General features: G+C 51.6%; 19 protein-coding genes and 2 riboswitches. Of the genes, 13 read left to right on the top strand and 6 right to left on the bottom strand.

Annotated elements, in window-relative coordinates:
• Positions 1 to 88 precede the first annotated feature (88 nt).
• A riboswitch (guanidine-I (ykkC/yxkD leader) is annotated at positions 89 to 192 on the bottom strand.
• Between the two features lie 191 nt (positions 193 to 383).
• A riboswitch (guanidine-I (ykkC/yxkD leader) is annotated at positions 384 to 484 on the top strand.
• 72 nt (positions 485 to 556) lie between these two features.
• From GC097_RS17205 to GC097_RS17185, 5 genes are all read left to right on the top strand, one after another.
• On the top strand, positions 557 to 1276 hold the full coding sequence (locus GC097_RS17205) for an urea amidolyase associated protein UAAP1 (RefSeq protein WP_171684524.1): 720 nt from the start codon (positions 557 to 559) through the stop codon (positions 1274 to 1276).
• Positions 1277 to 1298: 22 nt separating this feature from the next.
• Entirely contained in the window at positions 1299 to 1949 is a 651-nt protein-coding gene (locus GC097_RS17200; RefSeq protein WP_171684523.1) for an urea amidolyase associated protein UAAP2, read from the top strand.
• Positions 1950 to 1972: 23 nt separating this feature from the next.
• Positions 1973 to 5593 (top strand): urea carboxylase, encoded by a 3621-nt coding sequence (uca, locus tag GC097_RS17195; protein ID WP_171684522.1) that lies wholly within the window; start codon positions 1973 to 1975, stop codon positions 5591 to 5593.
• Positions 5594 to 5609: 16 nt separating this feature from the next.
• Entirely contained in the window at positions 5610 to 7472 is a 1863-nt protein-coding gene (gene atzF, locus GC097_RS17190; protein WP_171684521.1) for an allophanate hydrolase, read from the top strand.
• A 389-nt stretch (positions 7473 to 7861) separates the two neighbouring features.
• Positions 7862 to 8314: a YdeI/OmpD-associated family protein gene (locus GC097_RS17185; RefSeq protein ID WP_171684520.1), complete on the top strand. Its 453-nt coding sequence runs from the start codon at positions 7862 to 7864 to the stop codon at positions 8312 to 8314.
• 139 nt (positions 8315 to 8453) lie between these two features.
• On the opposite strand, the gene GC097_RS17180 is transcribed toward GC097_RS17185, so the two are convergent.
• Positions 8454 to 8861 carry a DUF6855 family protein gene (locus GC097_RS17180; RefSeq protein ID WP_171684519.1) on the bottom strand — a complete coding sequence of 136 codons (408 nt, stop codon included), beginning with the start codon at positions 8859 to 8861 and terminating at the stop codon, positions 8454 to 8456.
• 146 nt (positions 8862 to 9007) lie between these two features.
• Here GC097_RS17180 and GC097_RS17175 point away from each other — a divergent pair, with 146 nt between their 5' ends.
• The 7 genes from GC097_RS17175 to GC097_RS17145 all read left to right on the top strand — a co-directional run bounded on the left by GC097_RS17175 (position 9008) and on the right by GC097_RS17145 (position 16123).
• On the top strand, positions 9008 to 9337 hold the full coding sequence (locus GC097_RS17175) for an ArsR/SmtB family transcription factor (protein WP_171684518.1): 330 nt from the start codon (positions 9008 to 9010) through the stop codon (positions 9335 to 9337).
• Positions 9315 to 9770, top strand: a complete 456-nt coding sequence (locus tag GC097_RS17170) for an SRPBCC family protein (protein WP_171684517.1) — start codon at positions 9315 to 9317, stop codon at positions 9768 to 9770. Before GC097_RS17175 ends, GC097_RS17170 begins: the two co-directional genes overlap by 23 nt.
• 75 nt (positions 9771 to 9845) lie before the next feature.
• A complete protein-coding gene (locus GC097_RS17165) occupies positions 9846 to 10286 on the top strand; it encodes an SRPBCC family protein (RefSeq protein ID WP_171684516.1) in 441 nt (146 codons plus the stop codon).
• Positions 10287 to 10793: 507 nt separating this feature from the next.
• Entirely contained in the window at positions 10794 to 13469 is a 2676-nt protein-coding gene (locus GC097_RS17160) for a YhgE/Pip domain-containing protein (RefSeq protein WP_171684515.1), read from the top strand.
• Between the two features lie 70 nt (positions 13470 to 13539).
• The gene (locus tag GC097_RS17155; RefSeq protein WP_171684514.1) at positions 13540 to 14070 is read left to right on the top strand and encodes a hypothetical protein; all 531 of its coding nucleotides are present in this window, start codon (positions 13540 to 13542) and stop codon (positions 14068 to 14070) included.
• 197 nt (positions 14071 to 14267) lie between these two features.
• Positions 14268 to 14945, top strand: a complete 678-nt coding sequence (locus GC097_RS35010; RefSeq protein WP_171684513.1) for a phosphatase PAP2 family protein — start codon at positions 14268 to 14270, stop codon at positions 14943 to 14945.
• On the top strand, positions 14942 to 16123 hold the full coding sequence (locus GC097_RS17145; protein WP_171684512.1) for an MGDG synthase family glycosyltransferase: 1182 nt from the start codon (positions 14942 to 14944) through the stop codon (positions 16121 to 16123). Before GC097_RS35010 ends, GC097_RS17145 begins: the two co-directional genes overlap by 4 nt.
• A 188-nt stretch (positions 16124 to 16311) precedes the next feature.
• Here GC097_RS17145 and GC097_RS17140 read toward each other — a convergent pair whose 3' ends face one another.
• From GC097_RS17140 to GC097_RS17120, 5 genes are all read right to left on the bottom strand, one after another.
• Positions 16312 to 17220, bottom strand: a complete 909-nt coding sequence (locus GC097_RS17140) for an ArsR/SmtB family transcription factor (RefSeq protein ID WP_171684511.1) — start codon at positions 17218 to 17220, stop codon at positions 16312 to 16314.
• Positions 17221 to 17379: 159 nt separating this feature from the next.
• On the bottom strand, positions 17380 to 18492 hold the full coding sequence (locus tag GC097_RS17135) for an IS4 family transposase (protein WP_171684510.1): 1113 nt from the start codon (positions 18490 to 18492) through the stop codon (positions 17380 to 17382).
• 568 nt (positions 18493 to 19060) lie between these two features.
• Positions 19061 to 19741: a putative endonuclease domain-containing protein gene (locus GC097_RS17130; RefSeq protein ID WP_171684509.1), complete on the bottom strand. Its 681-nt coding sequence runs from the start codon at positions 19739 to 19741 to the stop codon at positions 19061 to 19063.
• 108 nt (positions 19742 to 19849) lie between these two features.
• On the bottom strand, positions 19850 to 20866 hold the full coding sequence (locus GC097_RS17125; RefSeq protein ID WP_171684508.1) for a LacI family DNA-binding transcriptional regulator: 1017 nt from the start codon (positions 20864 to 20866) through the stop codon (positions 19850 to 19852).
• Between the two features lie 111 nt (positions 20867 to 20977).
• A complete protein-coding gene (locus GC097_RS17120) occupies positions 20978 to 21568 on the bottom strand; it encodes a P-loop nucleotide/nucleoside kinase family protein (RefSeq protein ID WP_171684507.1) in 591 nt (196 codons plus the stop codon).
• 277 nt (positions 21569 to 21845) lie between these two features.
• Between GC097_RS17120 and GC097_RS17115 the strand changes: the two genes are divergently transcribed.
• Positions 21846 to 22934 (top strand): serine hydrolase domain-containing protein, encoded by a 1089-nt coding sequence (locus GC097_RS17115; RefSeq protein WP_171684506.1) that lies wholly within the window; start codon positions 21846 to 21848, stop codon positions 22932 to 22934.
• Positions 22935 to 23040 lie beyond the last annotated feature (106 nt).

Genomic DNA, 23040 nt, shown 5'->3' with positions numbered 1-23040 from the left:
ATGGTAACACTCCTTTTGTGTGGTTCTGCGATCAAGCGGAAGGGTGATGATAAGCAAAAAAGCCAAGGAGATATCTAATGAACAGATATCCTCCCGGGCTTTTGTCCCTCCGTGAACACAGGGTAAACTGTGCGTTTTCTCTCGGACCAGACTGAGGCATAAGGCGCTCACGGAACCCTAGAAAACATGTATGTTATGAATCGTTACTTAAATGCGCGATTACGAAAGAAATTCTTGCGGAATGTTATTCGACTGACATTTATGTGAGTAAATATAACACAATATAATTCATATGAGAAGCATTTTGCATGAAAAATGAAAAATAGATAGAAGTTATTGACATATTCATCGGTACAATGTTATGTTTGGTAACACAAACGAATACGATTGTTTACTAGGGTTCCGCCGGCGCAAGACCGGGCTGGTCCGAGAGTAAACCGTTCCTGTTCTAGGAGCGACACGGAAGGATAAAAACCTGGGAGATATCACCAAGACAGCTTATGTCTTGTGATGTCTCCCTTTTTGTTTAACCAGAACGCAGGAGGAGATGGATACGATGGCACACGTGTGGAGCAAGACGATAGGCCCGGGAGACAAGTGGTCGGGCGTGGTTGGCAAAGGGAAATTGATCAGGTTTACGGCGCTGGAAGCTGGCGCGAATGTGTCCGTCCAATTGTTCCATGCGAAAGATTTGACGGAGCGCTACAATATGCCGGATACGCTCAAGGCTCAGTACACCGCCCATTTGACGCGAGGGCATGTGCTGATGAGCGACAACGGAAGAGTGCTCGCGAGTATCGTGGAGGATAGCATAGGCTGGCATGATCCGCTTGGCGGATACACAAGCCGTGCAGGGACCGATGCCAAATATGGCGCGACCACGTATCAGGAACTGCGCAATGAGCGGCTGCGGAGCGGGCAGGAGAACTTCGCCGTAGAGCTTGTCCGTAACGGGCTGAACATGCGCGACATGATGCCTGTGCTCAACTTGTTCTCGAAAGTGTTTTGCGATGAACAGGGCGAGATGCATTTCAGCCCGGGTCACTGTCCGGCTGGGGCGAGCGTTGCGCTGCGGACAGAGTTGGATACTTTGTTGGTGCTGTCGAATACGCCTAACCCGTTAGATCCCAGAACTTCATACCCATCCGTGCCAGTCAAAATGGAAGTGCTTCAGGCTGAGCCGGTAGGCGAGAACGATGTTTGTGTCAATTATCGCCCGGAGAATCGCCGGGCTTTTGAAAATACATGGGAATACCACACGTTGCTTGGCCAATAAAAAACGATGAGGAGGAAGGAAGATGGCTGTATTTAATCGAGTGGAGAGCCCTCGGAGCGTCGAGGATGCCATCTATAGCGAAATCATTCAAGCAGGGGACGGCTGGATGCGCATGCTGAAGCCGGGGCAAGTGCTTCGCATTGTCGATCTGGAGGGGAACCAGGCGGCGGATACGCTGTTTTACGATGGGGATCATCCGGAGGATCATTACAGCGCAGTGGCGACGATTGCAGGCCAAAGCAATATTTATTTGAGCGCAGGCTCGGTGCTGCGCGCGGAGTCCGGGAAGGAGCTGCTCCGTATCGTAGCGGATACGTGCGGGCGGCATGACACCGTCGGTGGCTCGTGCTCCGCTCAAAGCAATACGGTGCGTTATTCGCACGACAAGCTGTCGATGCACAACTGCCGGGACACCTTCATGCTGCAGCTCGCACAGCACGGCGGGGCTTATACGAAGCGGGATTTGGCGCCGAATATTAACTTTTTTATGAATGTGCCGGTAACGCCGGAAGGCGGTTTGAAGTTCGATGACGGCGTTTCCGCGCCCGGCTGTTATGTGGAAGTTCAGTCGCTGGGAAACTCTATGGTGCTCATCAGTAACTGTCCGCAGCTTAACAATCCATGCAATGCATACAATCCAACGCCGATTCAAGTGCTTATTTGGGAGAAATAGAAATTCAAAGGGGTGTGGATATGATGTTTACTAAAGTACTTATCGCTAATCGCGGTGCTATTGCCGTGCGCATTGAGCGTACGCTGCGCAAGCTCGGTGTGGCCTCCGTTGCCGTGTATACAGGGGCAGACCAAGACAGCTTGCATGTCGACGGAGCGGATGAAGCGGTTCTGATCGGCGAGGGGCCGGCTGCGGAGAGCTATTTGAATGCCGAGCTGATTTTGAAAACAGCGCTGGAAACCGGTGCAGAGGCGATTCATCCCGGTTACGGATTTCTGAGCGAAAATGCCGGCTTTGCCCGCGCTTGCAGAGAGCAGGGCATTGTGTTCATCGGGCCCACGCCGGAACAAATGGAATGCTTTGGACTCAAGCACTCCGCTCGCGAAATAGCGGAGAAAGCTGGAGTGCCAATGCTGCCGGGAACGTCGCTCCTTACAGAGCTTGAGGTTGCCCTTGCAGAGGCTGCGCGGATCGGCTATCCGGTCATTCTCAAAAGCACGGCGGGAGGCGGCGGCATTGGCATGCGCGTCTGTGCGGATGCTGCGGCTTTAAGAGCCGCTTTCGACGGCGTGCGCCATTTGGCGGAGACAAATTTCAAAAACGGCGGTATGTTCCTTGAAAAATATATTGCCAGGGCGCGCCATGTCGAGGTGCAAATTTTCGGCAACAATTTCGGGGAAATCGTTACGCTCGGCGAGCGCGATTGTTCCATTCAACGCCGCAACCAGAAAGTCATTGAGGAAAGCCCGGCTCCCAATTTGCCGGATGACGTGCGTGAGGGGATGTTCGCCTCAGCGAAGCGTTTGGCGGCTGAAGTGGGCTACCGCAGCGCAGGAACGGTGGAATATTTGTATGATCCGGACACGTGCGAGTTCTACTTTTTGGAAGTGAACACGAGACTTCAGGTTGAGCATGGCGTGACAGAGGAAGTGCTCGGTATCGATCTTGTCGAGTGGATGGTGCGCGAAGCGGCGAACGAGCTGACGGACATCCAATCGCTCATTCGCAGGCCGATCGGTCACAGTATGCAAGCGCGGATCTACGCGGAGGATTGCCTTCAGCAGTTCCGTCCGAGTGCGGGACAGTTGGATCGTGCGGTATTTTCGAGCTGGGCGCGCAATGAAACATGGGTGCGGGACGGTTTGACGGTCACGACCTTGTATGATCCGATGCTGGCTAAAATTATTGTCCACGGGACAGACCGTATGGATGCTATCCGGAAGCTGATCGATGCGCTGTCCGAGACGCGCATGTATGGAATCACGACGAACCTGTCCTATCTGCAGGCGCTTTTACAAGAGCGGGATTGCGTGGACGGAGACGTCTTCACGCAGCTGCTTCGTACGTTTGAGCCCGATGAATGCGCGCTGGAAGTCGTAGATGGCGGCATCCAAACGACCGTGCAGGATTTCCCCGGGCGCATCCGTCACTGGGATGTGGGCGTGCCGCCGTGCGGACCGATGGACCCCTTCTCGTTCCGGATCGGCAACAAGCTGCTCGGCAATGCGGATGACGCCCCCGGGCTTGAGATGACGCTGCGCGGAGGCTCTTACAAGTTCCGCAGCGATTTGTGGTTCTGCGTCACCGGTGCGGATATGCAAGCCGAGTTGGATGGAGCCGCCATTCCGCTGTATAAGCCGGTATTTGCGGCTCGCGGGCAAGTGCTGAGCTTCGGCGAAGCCAAAGAAGGCATGCGGACCTACTTATCGGTCAGCGGCGGCTTCGATATGCCGAAAATTCTCGGCAGCTCCTCAACCTTCACATTGGGCGGCTTCGGTGGTCACGGTGGCCGTGCGCTGCGGACCGGCGATGTGCTTGGCGTAAACGCCGGCGGCAGCTCGGTGCAAGAGGCGGTGGAGCTTGCCGTCCGGCACCGTCCCGCAATGACACGGGAGTGGACGATTGGCGTTATCCCCGGACCGCATTGTACAGGTGAATTCCTGCGTGCGGAGTATTTGGAGCAGTTGACGGCGACGAGCTGGGAAGTGCATTTTAACTCCTCAAGGACAGGTGTTCGCTTAAAAGGGCCTGCGCCGCTATGGACGCGGGAAGACGGGGGAGAAGCGGGGCTTCATCCTTCCAATATTCATGATAACGCTTATGCGATTGGAACGCTGGATTTGACGGGGGATATGCCGATCCTGCTGGGACCGGACGGTCCTAGTCTTGGCGGTTTCGTATGTCCGGTGACGACGGCATCGGCGGAGTTTTGGAAGCTGGGCCAGCTGCATCCCGGCGATACAGTTCGCTTTCACCTGCTGACGCTTCAGGAGGCGGAGGCTCTGCGTGAAGTGCAGGAACGGAATTTGCGGGCGATCGGCGAGGGTGAATTTGGGCGGCTAACCCCTTGTGTGCTTCCAGCAATTAATGAAGCGATCACGCCGGAATACCCTCTCCTGTTCCATGAAACGGCAGGTCGCAGATTTCCGATCGCGATCCGCTGCTGTGGCGACCAGAACTTGCTCGTGGAGTATGGTGAGCTTGAGTTGGATTTGCTGCTGCGCTTCCAAGTGCAAGCTTTGTTGCAAGCGATCGTGGAAAACGGTTCGATACCGGTGTTGGATCTGACGCCTGGTATCCGATCCCTGCAAATCCATATCGATCCTGCTCTAATCACAGTCAGCGAGGCGTGTGCGAAAGTCGTAGCAATTGACGCAGCCCTGCCGCCGCTCGAACAATTCCGTGTGCCATCGCGCATCGTACGGCTGCCGCTATCTTGGGATGATCCAGCGACACAGCTGGCGATTCAGCGCTACCAGCAAGGGGTGCGGCCAGATGCGCCTTGGTGCCCGAGCAACCTGGAATTCATTCGGCGCATTAACGGATTAGGTTCGATTAATGATGTTAAGCAGATTGTTTATGGCGCTAAGTATTTGGTACTTGGATTAGGGGATGTGTATTTAGGCGCTCCGGTTGCAACGCCTGTTGATCCGCGTCACCGCTTGGTAACGACGAAATATAACCCGGCGCGTACGTGGACGCCGGAGAATGCCGTAGGCATCGGCGGAGCTTACATGTGTGTATATGGAATGGAGGGCCCGGGCGGCTACCAATTCGTCGGGCGTACGATTCAAATGTGGAATCGCCTGCGCTCGACTGAGAGCTTCATGGCAGGCAAGCCTTGGCTGCTCCGATTTTTTGACCAAATTCAGTTCTATGAAGTGAGCGCAGAGGAGCTTCTTCAATTGCGGGAAGACTTCCCGCGCGGTCGGTATGAAGCGGATATTCGGGATACGACCTTTGATTTAGGCGAATATCTGCAATTCCTGAGTTCTATTGAAGAAAGTGCTGAAACGTTTCGCAGGCAGCAGCAAACTGCGTTCAGCGAGGAGCGGGAGAGTTGGAAGGCGAGAGGCTTAGCGGAGTACGTGTCTGAACAAGAAACGGCAAGTGAGCAACCGGAAGATGAACTGCCGGCAGGTACAGTCGCTGTGCGCGGAATTATGCCGGGAAGCGTGTGGAAAGTACTCGTGTCGCCAGGCGAGCAAGTGAAGAAGGGTGATCCATTGGCGATTCTTGAAAGTATGAAAATGGAGTTCCCGCAGCACGCTCCATGTGACGGTTATGTCTCTATGATTCACGTCAAGCCGGGTGATCAAGTTCATGCAGGGCAGCTGATTCTTGGTATTGCCCAATCTGCTTAAGAAGAGGTGTTCGCAAATGACATTAGCCGAAAATAGGGGACTGGGGAAAGCTGCCGATGTTAGGCTGCCTTTGGAGCTGACGATTTCTTGGCTGAAGGATAAATATGTAAAAGGTGCGTTGACGCCGCAAGAGGTCATCGCGGCAATTGTTCAGCGGGCGGCGGACGACGAGGACATGAATATTTGGATTACGCCGCCTTCTATGGCGCTCATCCAACCCTATGTGGATAACTTGGCGAAATTGAATCCGGCGGATGCGCCGCTTTGGGGGATCCCTTTCGCGATCAAGGATAACATTGATCTGGCTGGGGTGCCGACGACGGCAGGCTGTGCGGAGTATGCTTATACCCCCGCGGAGCACGCTGGCGTCGTAGAAAGATTGATTGCCGCAGGAGCGATTCCGGTCGGCAAAACGAATTTGGACCAGTTCGCGACGGGACTCGTCGGGGCGAGAAGCCCTTACGGCGACGCGCACAACGCGCTGCGCCCGGAACTGATTAGCGGCGGCTCGAGCTCGGGCTCCGCCGTCGCCGTGGCCCGCGGTCAAGCGGCTTTCTCGCTTGGCACGGACACAGCGGGCTCGGGACGTGTGCCGGCCGCTTTGAACGGGCTGGTTGGCTATAAGCCGAGTCTCGGCGCCTGGCCAACCAAAGGGGTAGTGCCTGCCTGTGCGAGTTTAGACTGTGTAACCGTCTTTGCGCACAGCTTGGAGGACACGCTCGCCGTAGACGGCGTGGCTCGCGGTCCGCACACGGACGACCCGTGGTCGCGGCGTGTGAGCAGAGGAGCATCTCAGGTGCCGCAGACCCTGCTGCTGCCGGACGGCCCGCTTTCGTTCTACGGCCCTTATGCTGCAGAGTACAAAGCTGCTTGGGAAAGAGCCGTCGAAGAGCTGAAAAGATTAAATCTCCCTATCGCGTACGTAGATGTTACGATGTTTGCTCAAGCAGCGGCTATTCTATACGAGGGGCCTTGGGTGGCTGAGCGTTGGGCAGCCCTAGGTGGCTTTATTGAGGCGAATCCGGGAGTTGCTTATCCGGTGACGGAGAAGATTCTTCGCTCAGGCTCCGCCGCAGAGTATGATGCAGCATCGGTGTTCCAAGCGATGCACCGACTGCAGCGTTTCAAGCTGGAAGCCCGGAAGCTGCTGCAGGGTGCAGTCCTTGCCATGCCAACCTGCGGGGGCACATGGACCCGCGAGCAGGTGCTGGCTGACCCGATTGCAACCAATCGGGAGATGGGCCGCTACACCAACCATTGCAACCTGCTGGATTGGTGCGCGGTTGCCGTGCCGGCGGGCGATGCGGCTCCGCGCACGTCTTTTGGCATTACCCTCTTCGGGATTGCCGAAGAGGAGAGCTTGATCTGCGGCGCAGCAGAGCTGATCCTGGCGGGCGCGAGCGCTGTAGGCGAGGCTGCCAGCGCGAGTGAGGACGCATCGGCGGGCACTGATGCAGGAGCAAGTGCAGCGGGAGCGGCGGCGACGACGCTCGTTGCGGTTTGCGGCTTGCACATGCGCGGCTACCCGCTGGAGAAGCAGATGCTAGGCTGTGGAGCGCGGTTCATCCGGGAGGATGTAACCGCGGCGAAGTACAGCCTCGTGAAGCTGCCGACCACGCCGGCGAAGCCGGGGCTCGTGAAGCAGGCACAGGGCGGCGCAGCGATCGCCCTGGAGGTTTGGGAAATGCCGCTGAAGGCATTCGGCGGCTTTGCGGCGGAGATCCCGGCTCCGCTCGGGATCGGCAAGGTCGAGCTCCGGGACGGCACGGAGGTCCCGGGTTTTGTTTGCGAGGCTTACGCGGCCGCGGGCGCGGAAGACGTGACGGCGCTTGGCGGCTGGCGTCGGGTGGTGCCATTGCCGTTGCCCGTAGATGAGTGAGCGGGTGAGCGGGTGAGCGAGGGAACGAATGAGTGATCGCTGATGTCCCTCCCGCTATAGAGTTCATTATCGGACCCACATGCCGTTATTTTCGATTTTCGGCACATATTATGGATCCAACGGACTGCGAGGCCGTTAGTTGCTGATTTATTGCTGCATGGCGGCAATTCAAGTCCAATAGCGTTATGTGGGTCCGTTACAGTTTATTCCACGCATAAAAGTGCCCAATAAAAGCATCTCAGTCCGTTAGATCTGTTACTTGGTAGTAAGAACCTCCTCTGTTTCCACGAATGGCCGTGGTGATGGAGGTTTTTTTCTAAATATTGTAGGATTAAGCCAAGCATCTGTTTAGAATCTAGCTATAGAACATCCAAAGGAGGTTTGTTCATATGGGGGTAACATTCACCGCTGTGATCGAGCAAGCAGCAAACAAAAAAGCCACAGGCATCGTGGTGCCTGCCGAAGTTATTGTTGCGCTGGAAGGGGGTAGAAAGCCAAGTGTTATGGTCAGCTTGCAGGGATATACCTACCCCAGCACGGTTGGCTTTATGGCGGGCGAGTTTATGCTGCCGCTGAGTGCAGCCCACAGGGAAGCGTCAGGCTTAAAGGCTGGCGATGAAGTAGAAATTAAACTTGAACTGGAAACGCAGCCTCGAACTGTTGAGATTCCGAATGACCTGAAGGAGGCATTGTCCGCTCAGGAAGGCGTCTTTGAAACTTTCGAAGCATTGGCTTTTTCGAAGCGAAAAGAATTTGTGCGTCAGGTTGAGGATGCCAAAACACAGGAAACCCGGGAACGGCGAATCTCAGGAATCGTCTCCAAACTGACATCTCCAAACTGATTATTGCCAAGCGTTATTTTTGATCTCAGGTTTTGGATACTGAGACGTCGTTTTTCAACGCAAAAATGGGCGGACAGACCTGTAGTTCCGTCAGGAACCACAAATCTGCCCGCCCAGCAATCATGGAGAGTAGGTCAAGTTAGATAGCGCGCATACGGTTATTCCTCGGGTTGTGCTCAACTTCTGCAAGCCCCAAAGCTTCCAGCAGCGGAGGGACATACATGCCGAAACGGCCGCGGAAACCTTTTTTTAAGCCGTACCAACCGCCAATGGGATTTTCGGGAGAACGTCCCCAGGCTTCGACAGTGCCTTCTTTTGCGGGTTTTTGCTCATCGGCACTGCCGAGCTCTATCCAATCCCCATACTGCTTGAGCATCGCATGTAAATCTTCAATACAGCGATAGTCATAATGCAAAACCGTTTTACCTACGGTGCATACAAGAATGGCTTTGCCATCTTTTTCAGATTGATACATTTCATATTCCGAGGTTTGAGGTGGCGTCTTTAATTGCCATGGATGTTCTTTTGTTCCTACGTCAGATGTCATATCATGACTCCTTTTAGTTTTTTCTATACTTGTACAGAATATCACATAAAGGAAGCCTGATCGTGAGATCAGGCTTTATTAGGTTTCTTTTTTGCGAGACCACTATTTAAGTTGACACTTAATTAAGTGTGTGCTAAATTAATGACATGATCGATAAAGCCATTCAAGCGATAACGGAACCTAGGCGCCGAGATATTTTACGTCTCGTCCGTGATGAGGAGCTGACCTCTAGCGCCATTGCCTCGCATTTTGATATTTCAGCACCTGCGATTTCACAGCATCTAAAAGTTCTTGAAGAGGCCGGTCTTGTCGTGGTTCGGCGGGCTGGCACCAAACGATTTTATGGCATTAGGAGGGAAGGGTTCGTCGAATTGATGCAATACATCGAAAGCTTCTGGGATGATAGCCTAATGCGTCTGAAGGAAGCGGCGGAAGCGGAAGAGAGGAGAAATCATGGAAACAACGAGCAGCAGTAACTCACTCAAGAAGGAAATTTTTATAGAATGCCGTCCGGAGACGTTGTTCTCATTTTTTACAGATCCGGATAAATTAGTTCGTTGGATGGGTCGCCAAGTGCTGCTTGACCCAAGTATCGGAGGCAAATTTCGCATTGACGTGAACGGCAGCGATATTGCGCTAGGGGAGTATAAGGAAATCGTCCCTAATGAGAAAATCGTTATGACCTGGGGGTGGATGAAATCTAAAGTGGTTCCTCCCGGTTCCAGCACGGTTGAATTTGCGCTAACCCCTAAGGATAACGGCACTCTCTTAGTGTTAACGCACTATAACTTGCCAGCAGCTGAGGTTGCTCCGCACGAACAAGGTTGGTCGCACTATATGTCACGTCTGCAAACTTTGGCGCAGGGGGGAGATCCGGGTACCGACCCGTGGTCAGAAAATGCGATGTAATGTTATTTGGCCATTTCATCTAGGCAGCGCGCGTGATTCATGCGCGCTTTTCATATTTTGCTGGAGGTGTCCGTTATGGTAGATGTTTTAACAGAAATCACGATTAATCGTTCCTGCGACCAAGTATCCCAATATGCAGCGAACCCAGATCATGCTCCCGAATGGTATGCCAATATTCAATCAGCGGAATGGCAAACGCCAAAACCGTTGAAAATCGGTTCAAAGATTGCCTTCAAGGCAGCATTTCTAGGCAAGGAGCTTTCTTATGTTTATGAAATTGTTGAATATGAGCCAAGCAAGAAGCTTGTTATGAGAACGGCTCACGGTCCCTTTCCGATGGAAACGAGCTATACGTGGGAATCGGCGGGTGGACAAGCGACCCATATGACGCTGCGCAACAAAGGCAACCCCTCCGGATTCTCGCTGATCTTCGCTCCTTTTATGTCTTTAATGATGAAGAGGGCAAATAACATGGATCTGAAAAAAATAAAGGCCTTGCTGGAAAAGCAATCTTGAGCAAAGAGATTCCACTCTCGATATCATGGAGGTTCAGCACACGCCGAGGCTTCAGCGTTTCCTCCTTCTTTTCCGCTCATTTCTCATTCATTTCACTCCTCCCTCATCCTACGCTAATCCCACGCTCATTCCGCGCTCACTCTTCCCTTATCCCACGTCACCCCACGCTCATCCCACGCTCATTCCACACTCATTTCGCCCTCATTCCTCTCTATCCCACCCTCATTCCCTCTCCCTTACCATCGCCACAGGCCGGCCCTCACCCTCCCTCTTTTTCACCCGCCATTCACACCTCACACGCACTTATCCACAAAATTACCCACAGTATCAACATGTCCACAGATCACGGTGTGCATAAGGTTTTGCGCATCTTGTACACATATCCACAATTAAAGTTGTCCACATGGGAATAGGCACGCGGGCCATATGGTGCTAGAATGTTTTGTATGCGATGGAAGCTGAAAGGTTACATTAATAACCAAATGTGAAGGGATAGGTGAGACGTCGATGAAGAAGATTTTCAGCATCTATCGGACGGATCTAATCAACTTGTGGAGGGTGCCTACAGGTCTTTTGCTCATGGTTGCGCTTGCCATTCTGCCTTCTGTGTATGCTTGGATTAACCTGGAGGCGATGTGGGACCCCTATTCCAATACGTCGGGGATCAAAATTGCGGTAACAAGCAATGATCAGGGGGCCAAAATTGAGGATAAGTCCATTAACATAGGAAACGAGGTTGTGGATAGTTTAAAAAACAACCATACGCTCGGTTGGACCTTTGTGGACAATGAAACGGCGCTGCGCGGCGTAGAACGCGGGGACTACTATGCGAGCCTGATTATACCCGAGGACTTTTCGCGAAAAATAACGAGCATTGTCGACGGGACAATGGAAAAGCCGGAAATTCTCTATACCGTGAATGAGAAAATCAATGCCGTAGCGCCCAAAATCACGAGCAAAGGCGCTTCCAGTGTCACTCAGCAAATCAGTGAAAATTTTATCAAAACGGTAAGCAGCTCGATTCTGACCCGAATGAAGGAGATCGGTATCGATTTTGAGAAGGAATTGCCGACGATTCGCAATATGGAGACGAAGATTTTGGAGCTGGAGAAGCGGCTGCCGGAAATAGCGTCCATGGGGGATAAGGCGCTGGAGCTTGAGCAGAAGCTGCCTGAAATCAAAGAAAAGGGACAGAAGATCGTCCAACTTGAACAAAAAATCCCCGATATTAACCGCGCGGCGGATACGGTTTTGAAGATTGAAGAGCGCTGGCCGAAAATCCAGGAGGTGGCGCAGGAAGTGCTGCTCATTCAGCAGAAACTGCCTGACATTCAGAAAGCCGCGAGCCGCGTAGCAGAGTTGGATCAAAACTTTGGCAAGGTGGAGGAGGTGCTCAATACCGCCATCGACAAGTCGCGGAAAGCCGATGAGATTGTAACCGCGGCGCTGAATACATTGCCCAAAATCGACGAGATCGCGACGCAGGGGGCTGCTTTTGCCAATCAATTAACGAATTTTCTACAAAAAAATGAGGCGGCTTTTCAAACGCTAATTCCCGTGGTGAAGCAAAATCTGATTCTGCTTCAGCAAACGGCGGACGCTGTCACACAGCTGACAGGGATGCTGCAGGATGTAAACCTTGACCCTCAGAAGGCGCTGGCGGTTATGGCCCTTTTGTCTGAACGTCTTACGACTGGTGCGGCTGTGCTGGATAATACGATTGACGTTTTTACACGCTTGAATACATACTTGCCTGGCAGTCCATTCACGGATACCATCACTCGGTTAACGGGTGTGCGAACGAATTTGACGAACCAAATTCAAGCTTTGAATAAGCTGCAAAGCGCCATTGGGCGCGGCGAGAAGCCGGCGAAGGATATCGTAAACAACCTGAACGCATTGTCCAAAGAGGCCAGCGCTTCCTTAGGGAATATACTCGCCAGATACGACTCGGAGATTGTGCCCAATATGACCAAAGCGCTGGCTCAAATCATGTCCATAGCCAAGAATGCAGGGAGCGCTCTACAAACGTTAAAGGAGCAGCTGCCCAATATAAAAGGAATTTTGACGGATGCCCAAAGCGGCATTCATTTCGCTCAAACGCAGCTGGATACGCTGCAGAAGGAGCTGCCGGATATCCGGGCGAAAGTGCACGAAGCGTCATCCACGCTTCAAACCAAGCTGGATGCGTTCACGAACGGCATCAATGAAGCGGCTCCGTTCATTCGCAATGATCTGCCGCGCGTGGAGCAGAAGCTGCATGCTGCCACGGATTTTATTCGAAACGATCTGCCCTCGGCAGAGGAAGATATCCGCAAAGTGGCGGATCTTTACCAAACGAAGCTCCCGGAAGTGGAGAACGCCGTACATTTGGCGGCTAATCTGGTGCGGAGCGATCTGCCGGAGTTCGAAGCGGCCGTGCACAAGGCGGCTGATCAAATCCGCAACGTCCAAGGAAGCGGCAGCATCGATGAGGTTCTCCGTCTGCTCCAGAATGACATTCAGAAGCAAAGTGATTTTCTCTCAAATCCCGTGCTGATTAAAGAGGATAAAAGATTTCCGATTCCGAACTACGGCTCGGCCATGTCGCCTTTTTACACAACGCTTTCTCTGTGGGTAGGCGCTATGCTGCTCGTCTCTCTGATGAGGGTCGATGTGGATAACTTGGACGGCGGTTTCAAGACGCATCACATTTATTTTGGACGGATGCTGATTTTCTTGACGGTAGGATTTTTTCAGGCGCTAATTGTCACCATTGGGGATATTTTTCTTTTGGGCACATATGTTGTGGATAAGATTTGGTTTGTAGTTTTTGCCGTGTTAATCAGCATTGTGTTCATCACGATCACGTACACGTTGGTTTCTGTTTTTGGCAACATCGGCAAAGGTATCGCGATTATTTTCCTCGTGCTGCAGTTCTCCAGTTCGGGAGGGACATTCCCGGTGAGCACGGCATCATCCTTTTTTCAAAAGCTGAATCCGTTCGTGCCGTTTACTTATGCGGTTGGGCTGCTGCGCGAGGCAGTGGGTGGGATGCTGTGGGGATTGGTGCTGAAGGATGTCCTTTGCATCTGCGTGTTCATCGTGATCTGCTATGTCGTGGCGTTGGCTCTGAAAAAGCCGCTAAGCGGGTATACGAAACGTGTGGCTGAAAAGGCGAAAATGACGAAGCTGATTTCTTAAAAATAAACCCTCGTTCCGTGAAACATTGGAAGTTTTTGGCTCGTCTTTGATTGTAGAGGACGGTGCTGATATGAAAATAAGAATGCTGATGATCTGTTTTGTTGTTTGGGCTGCTCTCGTGCCTGCCGATGCTTCCGCGCTATCTTGCGCAGGGCCGCCTTCCGTCGAAAAGAGCTATGAGCTCTACGATGCGGTCATTGTGGCGAATGTGGATGATGTGGTTCGTAAAAGGAACAGTATGGAGCTGAAGTTAACGGTACTGACGAGCTTCAAGGGGATCGAGGAACGGAATCTTACCGTGGCGGAGGATCTTACCTGGGGAACGAGCGAGCGCGGCAAGCCGTATCTTTTCTTTTTGAAAAAGAAAGATGGCGGTTGGGAGAATCCGCTATGCTCGCCAACGAAGATGGCAGGGGATGCCTCTCAGGAGCTTATTTTCCTCAAAGATAAAGAGATCCCCCTTAAAGCCTTTGAAGAGCCTAAGGCAAATGAGAGCGCACCGATGCTTTGGGTAGTGCCTGTCACTTTGATGTGTTTGTTGAGTGCGTTGGTGTATGGCGGGGTACGTTTTGGGAAGCGGAGAAAAGGAAAGAATGATTAGGACAGAGCATGCGCGATGACCTGAGGCGATGCCTTGGGTTTTTGTGATGCCAAGATAGAACATTTACATAAAAACTTAGCCTTTGGTCTAGGTCTGTTCAAGACTTTTGGCTAACAAAAGACAGTACCTTAGAGCGTTTAGAAGAAAAATGTTCTCCTTTATGATGTAGATAATGTTAAGGAGAGCGAGTGATTCGTGTGAAATCAGCATCGTGGTGGTCCTACTGCCTCGCCTGCAGCGCTTTGCTGCTGATCCCGTTAGTGGGTCTGATCTATGTTCATCTGAATCAAGAGGGTACGAGGGTCTACAGTCTGGTGACCGATCTGGATCGGCACATTCCGTTTTTGAAAGGCTTTGTTGTCCCTTACCTGTCGTGGTACGGATTTTTACTCGTCTGTTTCCTGTACTTGGCGTATAAGGACCGCCGAAATTACTATATAACGCTAGTGGAGTCCGTGGTTGGCTTGTTGATTTGTTATGGATTGTATGCGATTTATCAAACGACTGTTCCCCGACCGGAACTAATCGGGAGCGATCCTCTGCTACGGATGGTGGCGTGGGTTTATCGAACGGATGAACCGTTTAACTGTTTTCCAAGCACTCATGTGTTGACCTCGTATCTCATGATGAGAGCATATCTGCGTACTACGCATGTCGCATTGCGCTATAAAATTATCGTTTCCTGCATGTCGCTGCTCATCATTTTATCCACACAGTTCGTGAAACAGCATGTTCTGCTTGATATCGTAGGGGCCATTCTTGTGGCGGAGTGTGTCGTCTATGCCTTGGACCGCATGCGAAGAGGCTGGTTGGCGGATTCGCCTATGACGGTGCGTACACAGCAAAGCAAGCTCGAAGGAGGATTAAGACAATGAAAAGCAGGCACAAACTTTTGATCCTGACCGGCAGTTTAGGGGACGGACATAATAAGGCGGCGCAGGCGATACTCGAAGCTACGAGATTTCATAAGCCGGATGTCGACGTGAAGGTGGTCGATTTTTTAGAGTGGACGCATCCGTACTTGCATGGCGTGGGCAAATTTTGTTATATGCAGTGGGTGAAAAGCCTGCCGTCGGTTTATGGCTATTTGTACCGGAAGACGCGTGACGATAATACTTTTTCCCATATGTTTAAAAAAATGAAATCATTCAGCACCGACCGGATGCTGGAGCTGCTGCATGAAGAGAGTCCGACTGAGGTAGTGTGCACGTTTCCGGGTGCAGCCGCGGCGATGTCGTACTTAAAATGCAACGGCTTCACATCGGTGCCGACCGTGACTGTGATGACCGATTATACGGATCACAGTTATTGGGTTCATCCGGGAACGGACCGGTATCTGGTCGGTGCTGAGCATGTGAAGCAAGCGCTGCTGCGATACCGTGTTCCGGAGCAGCGCATTGTGGTTACGGGAATACCGATCCGCGAGCCGTTCACCCAAGTGTATGATCGGGCGGAGCTGCGAGATAAGCATGGCTTGGATCGCGAGATGCCGACCGTGCTCGTGATGGGCGGCGGTCACGGCTTGATCGGCAAGCAGTTCAAGTCCGTGCTGCAGTCGGAGGAGCTGGCTGAGCCGGTTCAGTTTGTTTTCGTCTGCGGTCGCAACGAGAAATTGAAGCAGCTCCTCGAAGAGGAGCTGGGCGGCGCCAAAACACGCCATCGCGTGAAAGTGACAGGATTCGTGGACCATGTCCATGAGCTGATGGCTTTATCGGATCTGATCATCACGAAGCCGGGAGGTTTGACCATTTCTGAAGCGATGGCGTTGGAGCTTCCCATGATGCTCTATAAACCGATCCCTGGCCAAGAGCAGGAAAACGCCGCCTATCTGGTCAGCCTGGGAGCTGCGATCGAAGTGAAGAATGCGATGGAGCTGAAAAGCCAGCTGCTAGAAGTAATCGCCAATCAATCCCTCTTATCGAAGCTGAAAGAGAATGTGAAGCAAGGTCAGCGGCATCAGGACGCTCATCATATGCTTCGTGCCATTTTTGAAACTGACCATCATTTCATCCCTATGTCAGATGGAATGCGCTACGCCTATGCCAACGGTTAGACTGGGCGCTTCTTCCCTCTTTTTATCCTTCAAAAAGGGCTAATTTTCGCGGAAAAATGCGCTTTCGCTTTGTGGTGTCAAGTTTGTTGTCAACTTCGTTTTTGAGTTTTGGAGAGCTGCTGATTGTGGTTTATTCGCGAATGTTGCTTGACGAATTTTTAGTTGTAAAGCAATAGCTGGGGGCAGGTCTATTTGTCCTCATGCATAGTGACGACAATATCCTGCGCGTAGTTGCCGAAGCTTTTGCCGAATAAAGTGACGCCTCCGCAGTTGGGAGCGCTCTCCAAGGATGCGATGCGGAAGTGAATATCCTTGCCGAACGTGACGGCCAGATCTTGGATCGTGGTCTCGGATATTTTCGTTCCATCCAGATAGGAGCCGGTGGGACTAACGGTTATGACTTTGAGCAAACCGTGCTGCGTATTGCTGCTGCTCCACCAATCGGGCGACAGCACGCCTCGCTGAGAGCCAAAATCGCCAGGGCTTGTCCAACTGCCTAGCGGGATGTCGTTGATGTAGAACGTGATGTCCGACGGCCAGTTCTCGTTGTATCCCGGCGCTTCGGAGCAAATTTCGAAGGAGATTTCAAGCGTGCGCAGCTTTTGGTTGCTATGCAGGAAATTGGGGATCCGATACTCCACATAGCCGCTGGCAAACCACAGTATCCCCGCATGGACATGTCCCGGATCGGCAAAATAGCGCGGGTCGTCCAGCACGCCGATAAGCTGGGTCGGGGAGGCGAGTCCGCAGGTTGGCTTAACCTCGTAGGAGGCGTACTGCCCGACCGGGATAGCTACCGTGTTCGTTGGGAGCTCGCTCGGCTTTTTTGGTTTGAACTGAAGGATGGCCTGCTCCATGTTCAGGTGGCATATTTTCTGGGTTCCGCGAACACCGGTTGCGTTCTCGGAGGAGACGATGCCGGCTTGTTCGAGCTTCTGGATATGTTTGGTCACGATCGCTGAAGAAATATCTAGCTTTTGCGAGAGCTGCTTGATGTTGAGAGGCTCCTGTCCAAGGAGCTCGATCATTTTCACGCGCGTTTCGGAGGAGAAGCATTCGAGAAAAGCCATATTTTTAGTGGACACTTCAATGTGCATAGAGGTACCTCGGCGTTTAATTTTTATGTTTATTGTATAACTTGTAGGTTAATTTAACAATGAGTGCAGGGGGTTGTGCAACAGGAAGAAAAGCGAGCACTTCAGCATGCACTCTATGCTGCACTTTGTGCAGGCCTGTTGATCTACCAATAAATGGGTTCATGTGAAAGTTAAATTACTCGTCAAATAGATCAACCATTCTGCCTGCAAATCGTTCATACTAAATAACCGATCGAATTCGGCAAAAGATAACTGGGCACTTGGATGTACTTTGGAATTTCCCTGTTCGAATACAAATTTAAGTAGGACATATACCAATAAAGCTGTGTACAACTGCCCATAAACGGCATTTGGCGTTGTTCCAAATATCATCGGTACGTTCAAATGCTGCTTAATCCAACGAAAAAAAACCTCGATTTGCCACCGCTTCTTATATATCTCAGCAATTTTCTCGACAGAAGGCCTATGTAAATTGGTTGCGAGAATAACAGGATTGCCATGCGGATCCTTTAGAACAACGACACGAAACCTATTTTTTGAAAGCGTAGACTTCGCCCCTAACTGACAGGTTAAATCTTGTTCAATTGTGCCAGCAAATGGACGTTTACGTGTCCTCAGTTTAGGTTCATGAAAATGTGTGTTATCCCTGAGCCGAATCACGAAATATTGTTTTTGTTCCAGATAGTCATCAAATTGCTTGTGTTTACCATAAGCGCGGTCAGCTACTAGTATGAAACGGTCGTCGCGCACGTCATTACAGCTAAATAGATCAGGGCGATTCCCTGTTGTTTCTGTAACTTTATGCAACAGGCCTGCATCTGCAATGATTGAAACATGAAGCTTAATCCCCGCCTTTTCGCCTTTTAGCGGCGCCCAGGGCAATCTCTCTTTACCAACCGTAATCTTGGTGGAATCCACAACTAACAATTCCTTCGGGATACCCAAACGACGACGTGTTGGGCGATTACATTTCTGAGTCATCAGACTTAACAGCTGTTTGAATAACTCAAATGGGACATCTTTCGCTTTTTTTGAAATCGTGGAGTGATCAGCTTTTACAAGTCCACAAGAAGACATGCGTTTTTCACCATCTCGGTAGCCGTCCCATTGCTGGAGTGCGGCTTGCGATAAAAAAAGAAAGAGATCATACACCGTGAATTTCCGCGCAGAATCAACGTAAGAAACCTCTTTGATAAGAGGAAGCACTTCTTCTTTCGGATGTTTGTAGGGGTACAAACAGTTTACCGAATGAGCGGCCTTTTTACCTGCCATTTTGTGGATAATCAACAGGCCTGCACTTTGTGCAACATAGAGCGGGCATATTGCAGCAAGAGCTCACTCTCGTTGTACAAAGTGCAATGATTTTGCTAGATTTGCGCTGAAAACTAGCTTTTGAGGGTAAATGATTGCACAAAGTGCAATGTAGCTGCCGGAGAAGCGAAAATAGGCTGAAATGACTGCACAAAGTGCAATATAGCAACGCTAGTTGAAGTTAAGAGGGCGAAGTGAAGGTGCGGGTAAGCCGCATCAGAGGATATGGTAGTTGGGTTACGTGTAAACAGTCTCGGAACTGGGCTCTGGCGAAGTTACGGGGGCTGGAAGGCAGCCTCAGCAATCCCCTCGCGCCCGGCGCAAATCCGCGCCCCCGCATCGCCCTGCTCACGGCGCAAATCCGCGCCCCCGCATCGCCATGCTCACGGCACAAATCCGCGCCCCGCACTTGCCCGTGCTCACGGCGCACCCCCGCGCCCCGCATTTGCCCGTGCTCGGCGCGCCCCCGCATCTGCCATGCTCCCGCCGCAAGCCCCGCGCCCAGCACCCCGCTCTAGCCGCGCAGCGTCTACAGCAGGCAACGCCACGCATCCGGCTTTAACTCGTAGTAACGAGTTACTGTGCCACGCCCGATCGGGCGGAGGATGCCTTTCTCGGCCAGGCTGTGGAGCCGTTTGCGAGCGGTGCGGAAATTTATCCCGCACTGCGAGGTGAGATCCTTAGGCCGAATGGGCTTGCCAAGGTTGATAGCGAATCGGATGACCTCCTTTTCTTCGGGGGAAATGGAAATGGCGCTGCTTGGAGCATTTTGCAGCATGTGGGGGCCAATCACCAGTTGAAGCAGCATACGGCAAATCTCCGGGCGGTGCTGGATATCATCAAAGGAAAAATGGATCATTTTCCACCCCATTCCGGTCAGAAAAGTGTCCCGATTCAACGCATAGCTGAACTTCTCGCGATCCATCTCTTTGATGTGGCTCTGGAAACCGTCGCACTCAATGCCGAAACGCCCGTACGGGGTGAGAAAAGCGAAATCGAGGAACTGCGATTTCCGATTCCAGTCATAGATTTCATATTCCGGATGCAGATTGTCGAAGTTGCCGAATAAGGGCCACCATACGTTTTGAAGCAGTAATTTTTCCGCAAAATTGTGACCTCTGAGTAAGCGGCCCTTTCGCTCCCCGAATCGGTGTGCGAGGTGGTCCGCCAAAAACTTCTGATGCGCTTGCTCAAATGGTTCAAATTCCAAACTAATAGGCCTCCTTGCGCAGAAAAAATAAAAACGCCCCCGAGCCGAGTGGCTCAAGGACGTTCTTCGTCTATTTGGAGTATACCATTTTCCGGACAGAAGCAGAATTCATATTTTAAAACAAGAATCCCGTTCAATCAGCTCGCCGTAGACCGAAATCTTCGACGGGCCTCCGCCTTTATCGATCCTGCGAATCAATAAATCAACGGCTTCATGGCCAAGCTGCTCCCGCTGCACATGAATGGTGGTGAGACGCGGCATCACTAACTGTGCGGCCTCGATATCGTCAAAACCGACGACGGATATATCCTCCGGCACGCGAAGACCTCTGGCGGTCAAGTGCTGAATCAGCGCAATGGCAAGCCGGTCGTTGGCGCAGAACCAAGCGCTGGGCATTGCATCTATGCTTAATGTCTCCAGAAAGGAGGCTAATTCATCCGCCGCATCGTCCTGCGCTTCGGACGGTTTGGAACCCAGGAGACAATACCTCCTGTCAACCGCAAGTCCCGCATCTGACATGGCATTTTCGAATCCGAACCAGCGCTCTCTAAAGCTCTTGGTCATGACGCTCGCCCCGATGAAACCAATTTGCCGGTGGCCCTTACGGATGAGATAGGACGCCATTTTGTAGGCTTCTTCTGCATTCGCTGTAACAACCGCATCCAGCTTCAAGCTGTCATAGCAATGATCCACCGTGACGATCGGAGCTCCCAGCATCTTCAGCTTGCCAACATAGTCAGGGTGGAAGATGCCGACGATCAGCACGCCCCCAAACGACATTTCATGATAAAGATAGGGCAGTAGGTGCAGCCGCTCCATTTCTTTCGTTACCCCGCTAATGATGGCGGAATAGCCGTTCTCTTTAGCTCTTTTTTCGATGGACCAGAACACGTCATAATACAAGTTTTTATCGTTCTGGATATATTCAGGAAACAAGACGAGGAGGTGGTTCTGCTTCTTCATCGCCCTAGTCTCCGTTCGGTACTTTAGCTGCTGCGCGGCTTCAAATACGCGTGTTCGCAGTTCATCGCTGACGCCTGCTTTGTGATTGAGAGCCAGGGAGACGGCATTTTTGGAAATGCCCAGCAGATCGGCAATGTCTTGCATGGAAGTTTTCGAATTCATTTCGTTAAATACCCCTTGAGCGAAAAGTAGATTCTCTACAAATTGTAAAGCTCGTGGGGTGATTTTGTAAAGTTAATTAATTTGAAAATGTAACTTTACGATTATCTATTGTCAATTCGTGCTGTAAATGAACTTTTCGAGCATTTCCAACTTCTCAGCCGAGAAGGGTCCCGAATTGTCGAAATAGAGAATGGAGGATGGGTTCACCGACCATCGGATGTCGCTCCGCCGCAGGGAGGGGCTAAACTGCTGCCAGTTGTCCAGCTTCCACACATCCAGTGCGGAGCCTCTCGCTTTTATGCGCGCATGATAGGCATCCTCCGATGGAAGGTATACGTAGATCGCTTTGACTTCTACATCTTTGGTGCTCGCACGGATCGCCGACAGTTCTTGGTCCAGCCACAATGGATCGTTGATTTCTCGGGTAAAAGGTCCGACAACGACGGCATCCAAGTCTAACGATAGATTCTCCAGCGCGGCATTCATGGTGATGCGGTAGCCCAGATCGCGGCAGTGCTGCTTATAAAAAGGGGAATCCCGATCCTCGGGATCCTGCCCGGCTAGCGTCATCAGGGCTTCGGCCGCGGGTCGCAGCAAAGTATCCATATCCAAAAAGGCTCCGCCATGTTTGCCTGCCCATGCTTTGGCGAGTGTCGTTTTACCTGCCCCTGCCGGGCCAATGAAAAAAATGAGTTTGCGCATGCGAACCTCCAATAAGAATCTTTTTGTCATTACGGATTTTTTCGTTACGGATATTGTAACATAAGTGTAGTTGCAGCCCTCGAGTTCAGCTAACGTTAAGGTTAATTTAAGGTAATATTAAGGTTTACGTCATACTTACTTCATATTTGAATAGTAAGCTATTCACATAGAGAGAGGGTTAAAACCATACCTGGAAGGATAGATAGAGATGTCTGGAACCCCACACAACACATTCATACAATCGGATAACAAAACTATATCGACACCACATACAATTGTGAACACAAAATCAACATCCGACTGGCCAACCGAGGGATGGAGAACGAGCACGCCGGAGGCGCAAGGCATGTTCTCAGGCACGCTAGCCAAGACACTTGAGACGTTCAGCAGCAAACAGGTGCATAGCATTGCGGTTATTCGAAACGGCCATCTGGTTGCAGAAGCTTATAACAGCAGCACAGAAGCCGATGCCCCCCAAGATATGAAATCCGTCACCAAAAGCATAACGTCTGCGCTGGTCGGTATTGCCTTATCAGAACGCAAGTTGATCAGTTTGGACCAGAAAGTTGCCGATTTTTTTCCTGAGCTTGCGAGCGATCCCTTAAAGTCCAGAATGACAATTAAACATGTGCTGAGCATGACGTCGGGCACGGCATGGGATAATACGGATGAAGTGTCCTCGACCGAGATGATGTATTCTCCCGATTGGGTGCAGTACATTTTGGAACGCCCCGGCCATGTGGAGCCAGGCTCCCTGTTTAATTACAGTAATGGCGATGCGCATCTGCTGTCCGCTTTATTGCACAAGGTGACAGGGGAGCCGATGCTCGACTACGCCAAATCCCGCTTGTTCGGACCTCTTGGCATTACAGAGGTGAGCTGGAATGACGATCCTCAGGGACGGACCATCGGTGCTTGGGCAATGGCTTTAACGCTGAGGGACATGGCCAAGATCGGCTACCTGTATATGAAACAAGGTCAATGGGAAGATAAAACCATTCTCCCGAAAACGTGGATACGCGACTCGGTTCAACTGCGAACAACCCTGAATTACAGCAACGGTACGCAGGGTGGCTACGGCCTGTATTGGTGGACCAAGACGCTGCCCAAAGGAATCGTAAGAGGTAGCAAGAAGCCGTACGACATATTCTACGCCTCGGGTTCAGGCGGACGTCGCATTTTCGTCGTACCTGAACTGCAGCTGATCGTGGCGGTAACCGCGGATTCGAATGATGTGGACATGCCGGAAGGCTTGCTGCTCCAAGTCCTGCAAGCGATCCGTTCAGACAAGCCGCTCCCGGAAAATCAGGAGAACTTTGCGAAGCTGGAGCAGGCTGTGCAAGCTTTTAAACTAGTAACGGAATAGAAAGAACGAAGAAGCTGCCGCGGCGGCTTCTTTTTCTTTGGCCCCAAGTTGACACGTCTTCTCCCGGTGTGCTAAGTTTTATTTGATAATGATTCTCATTTTCATA

The organism is Paenibacillus planticolens, assembly GCF_013141725.1.
Lineage (GTDB): Bacteria > Bacillota > Bacilli > Paenibacillales > NBRC-103111 > Paenibacillus_E > Paenibacillus_E planticolens.
Note: the sequence above shows the minus strand (reverse complement) of the source record. Positions and strands in the feature narration are given on the sequence as shown.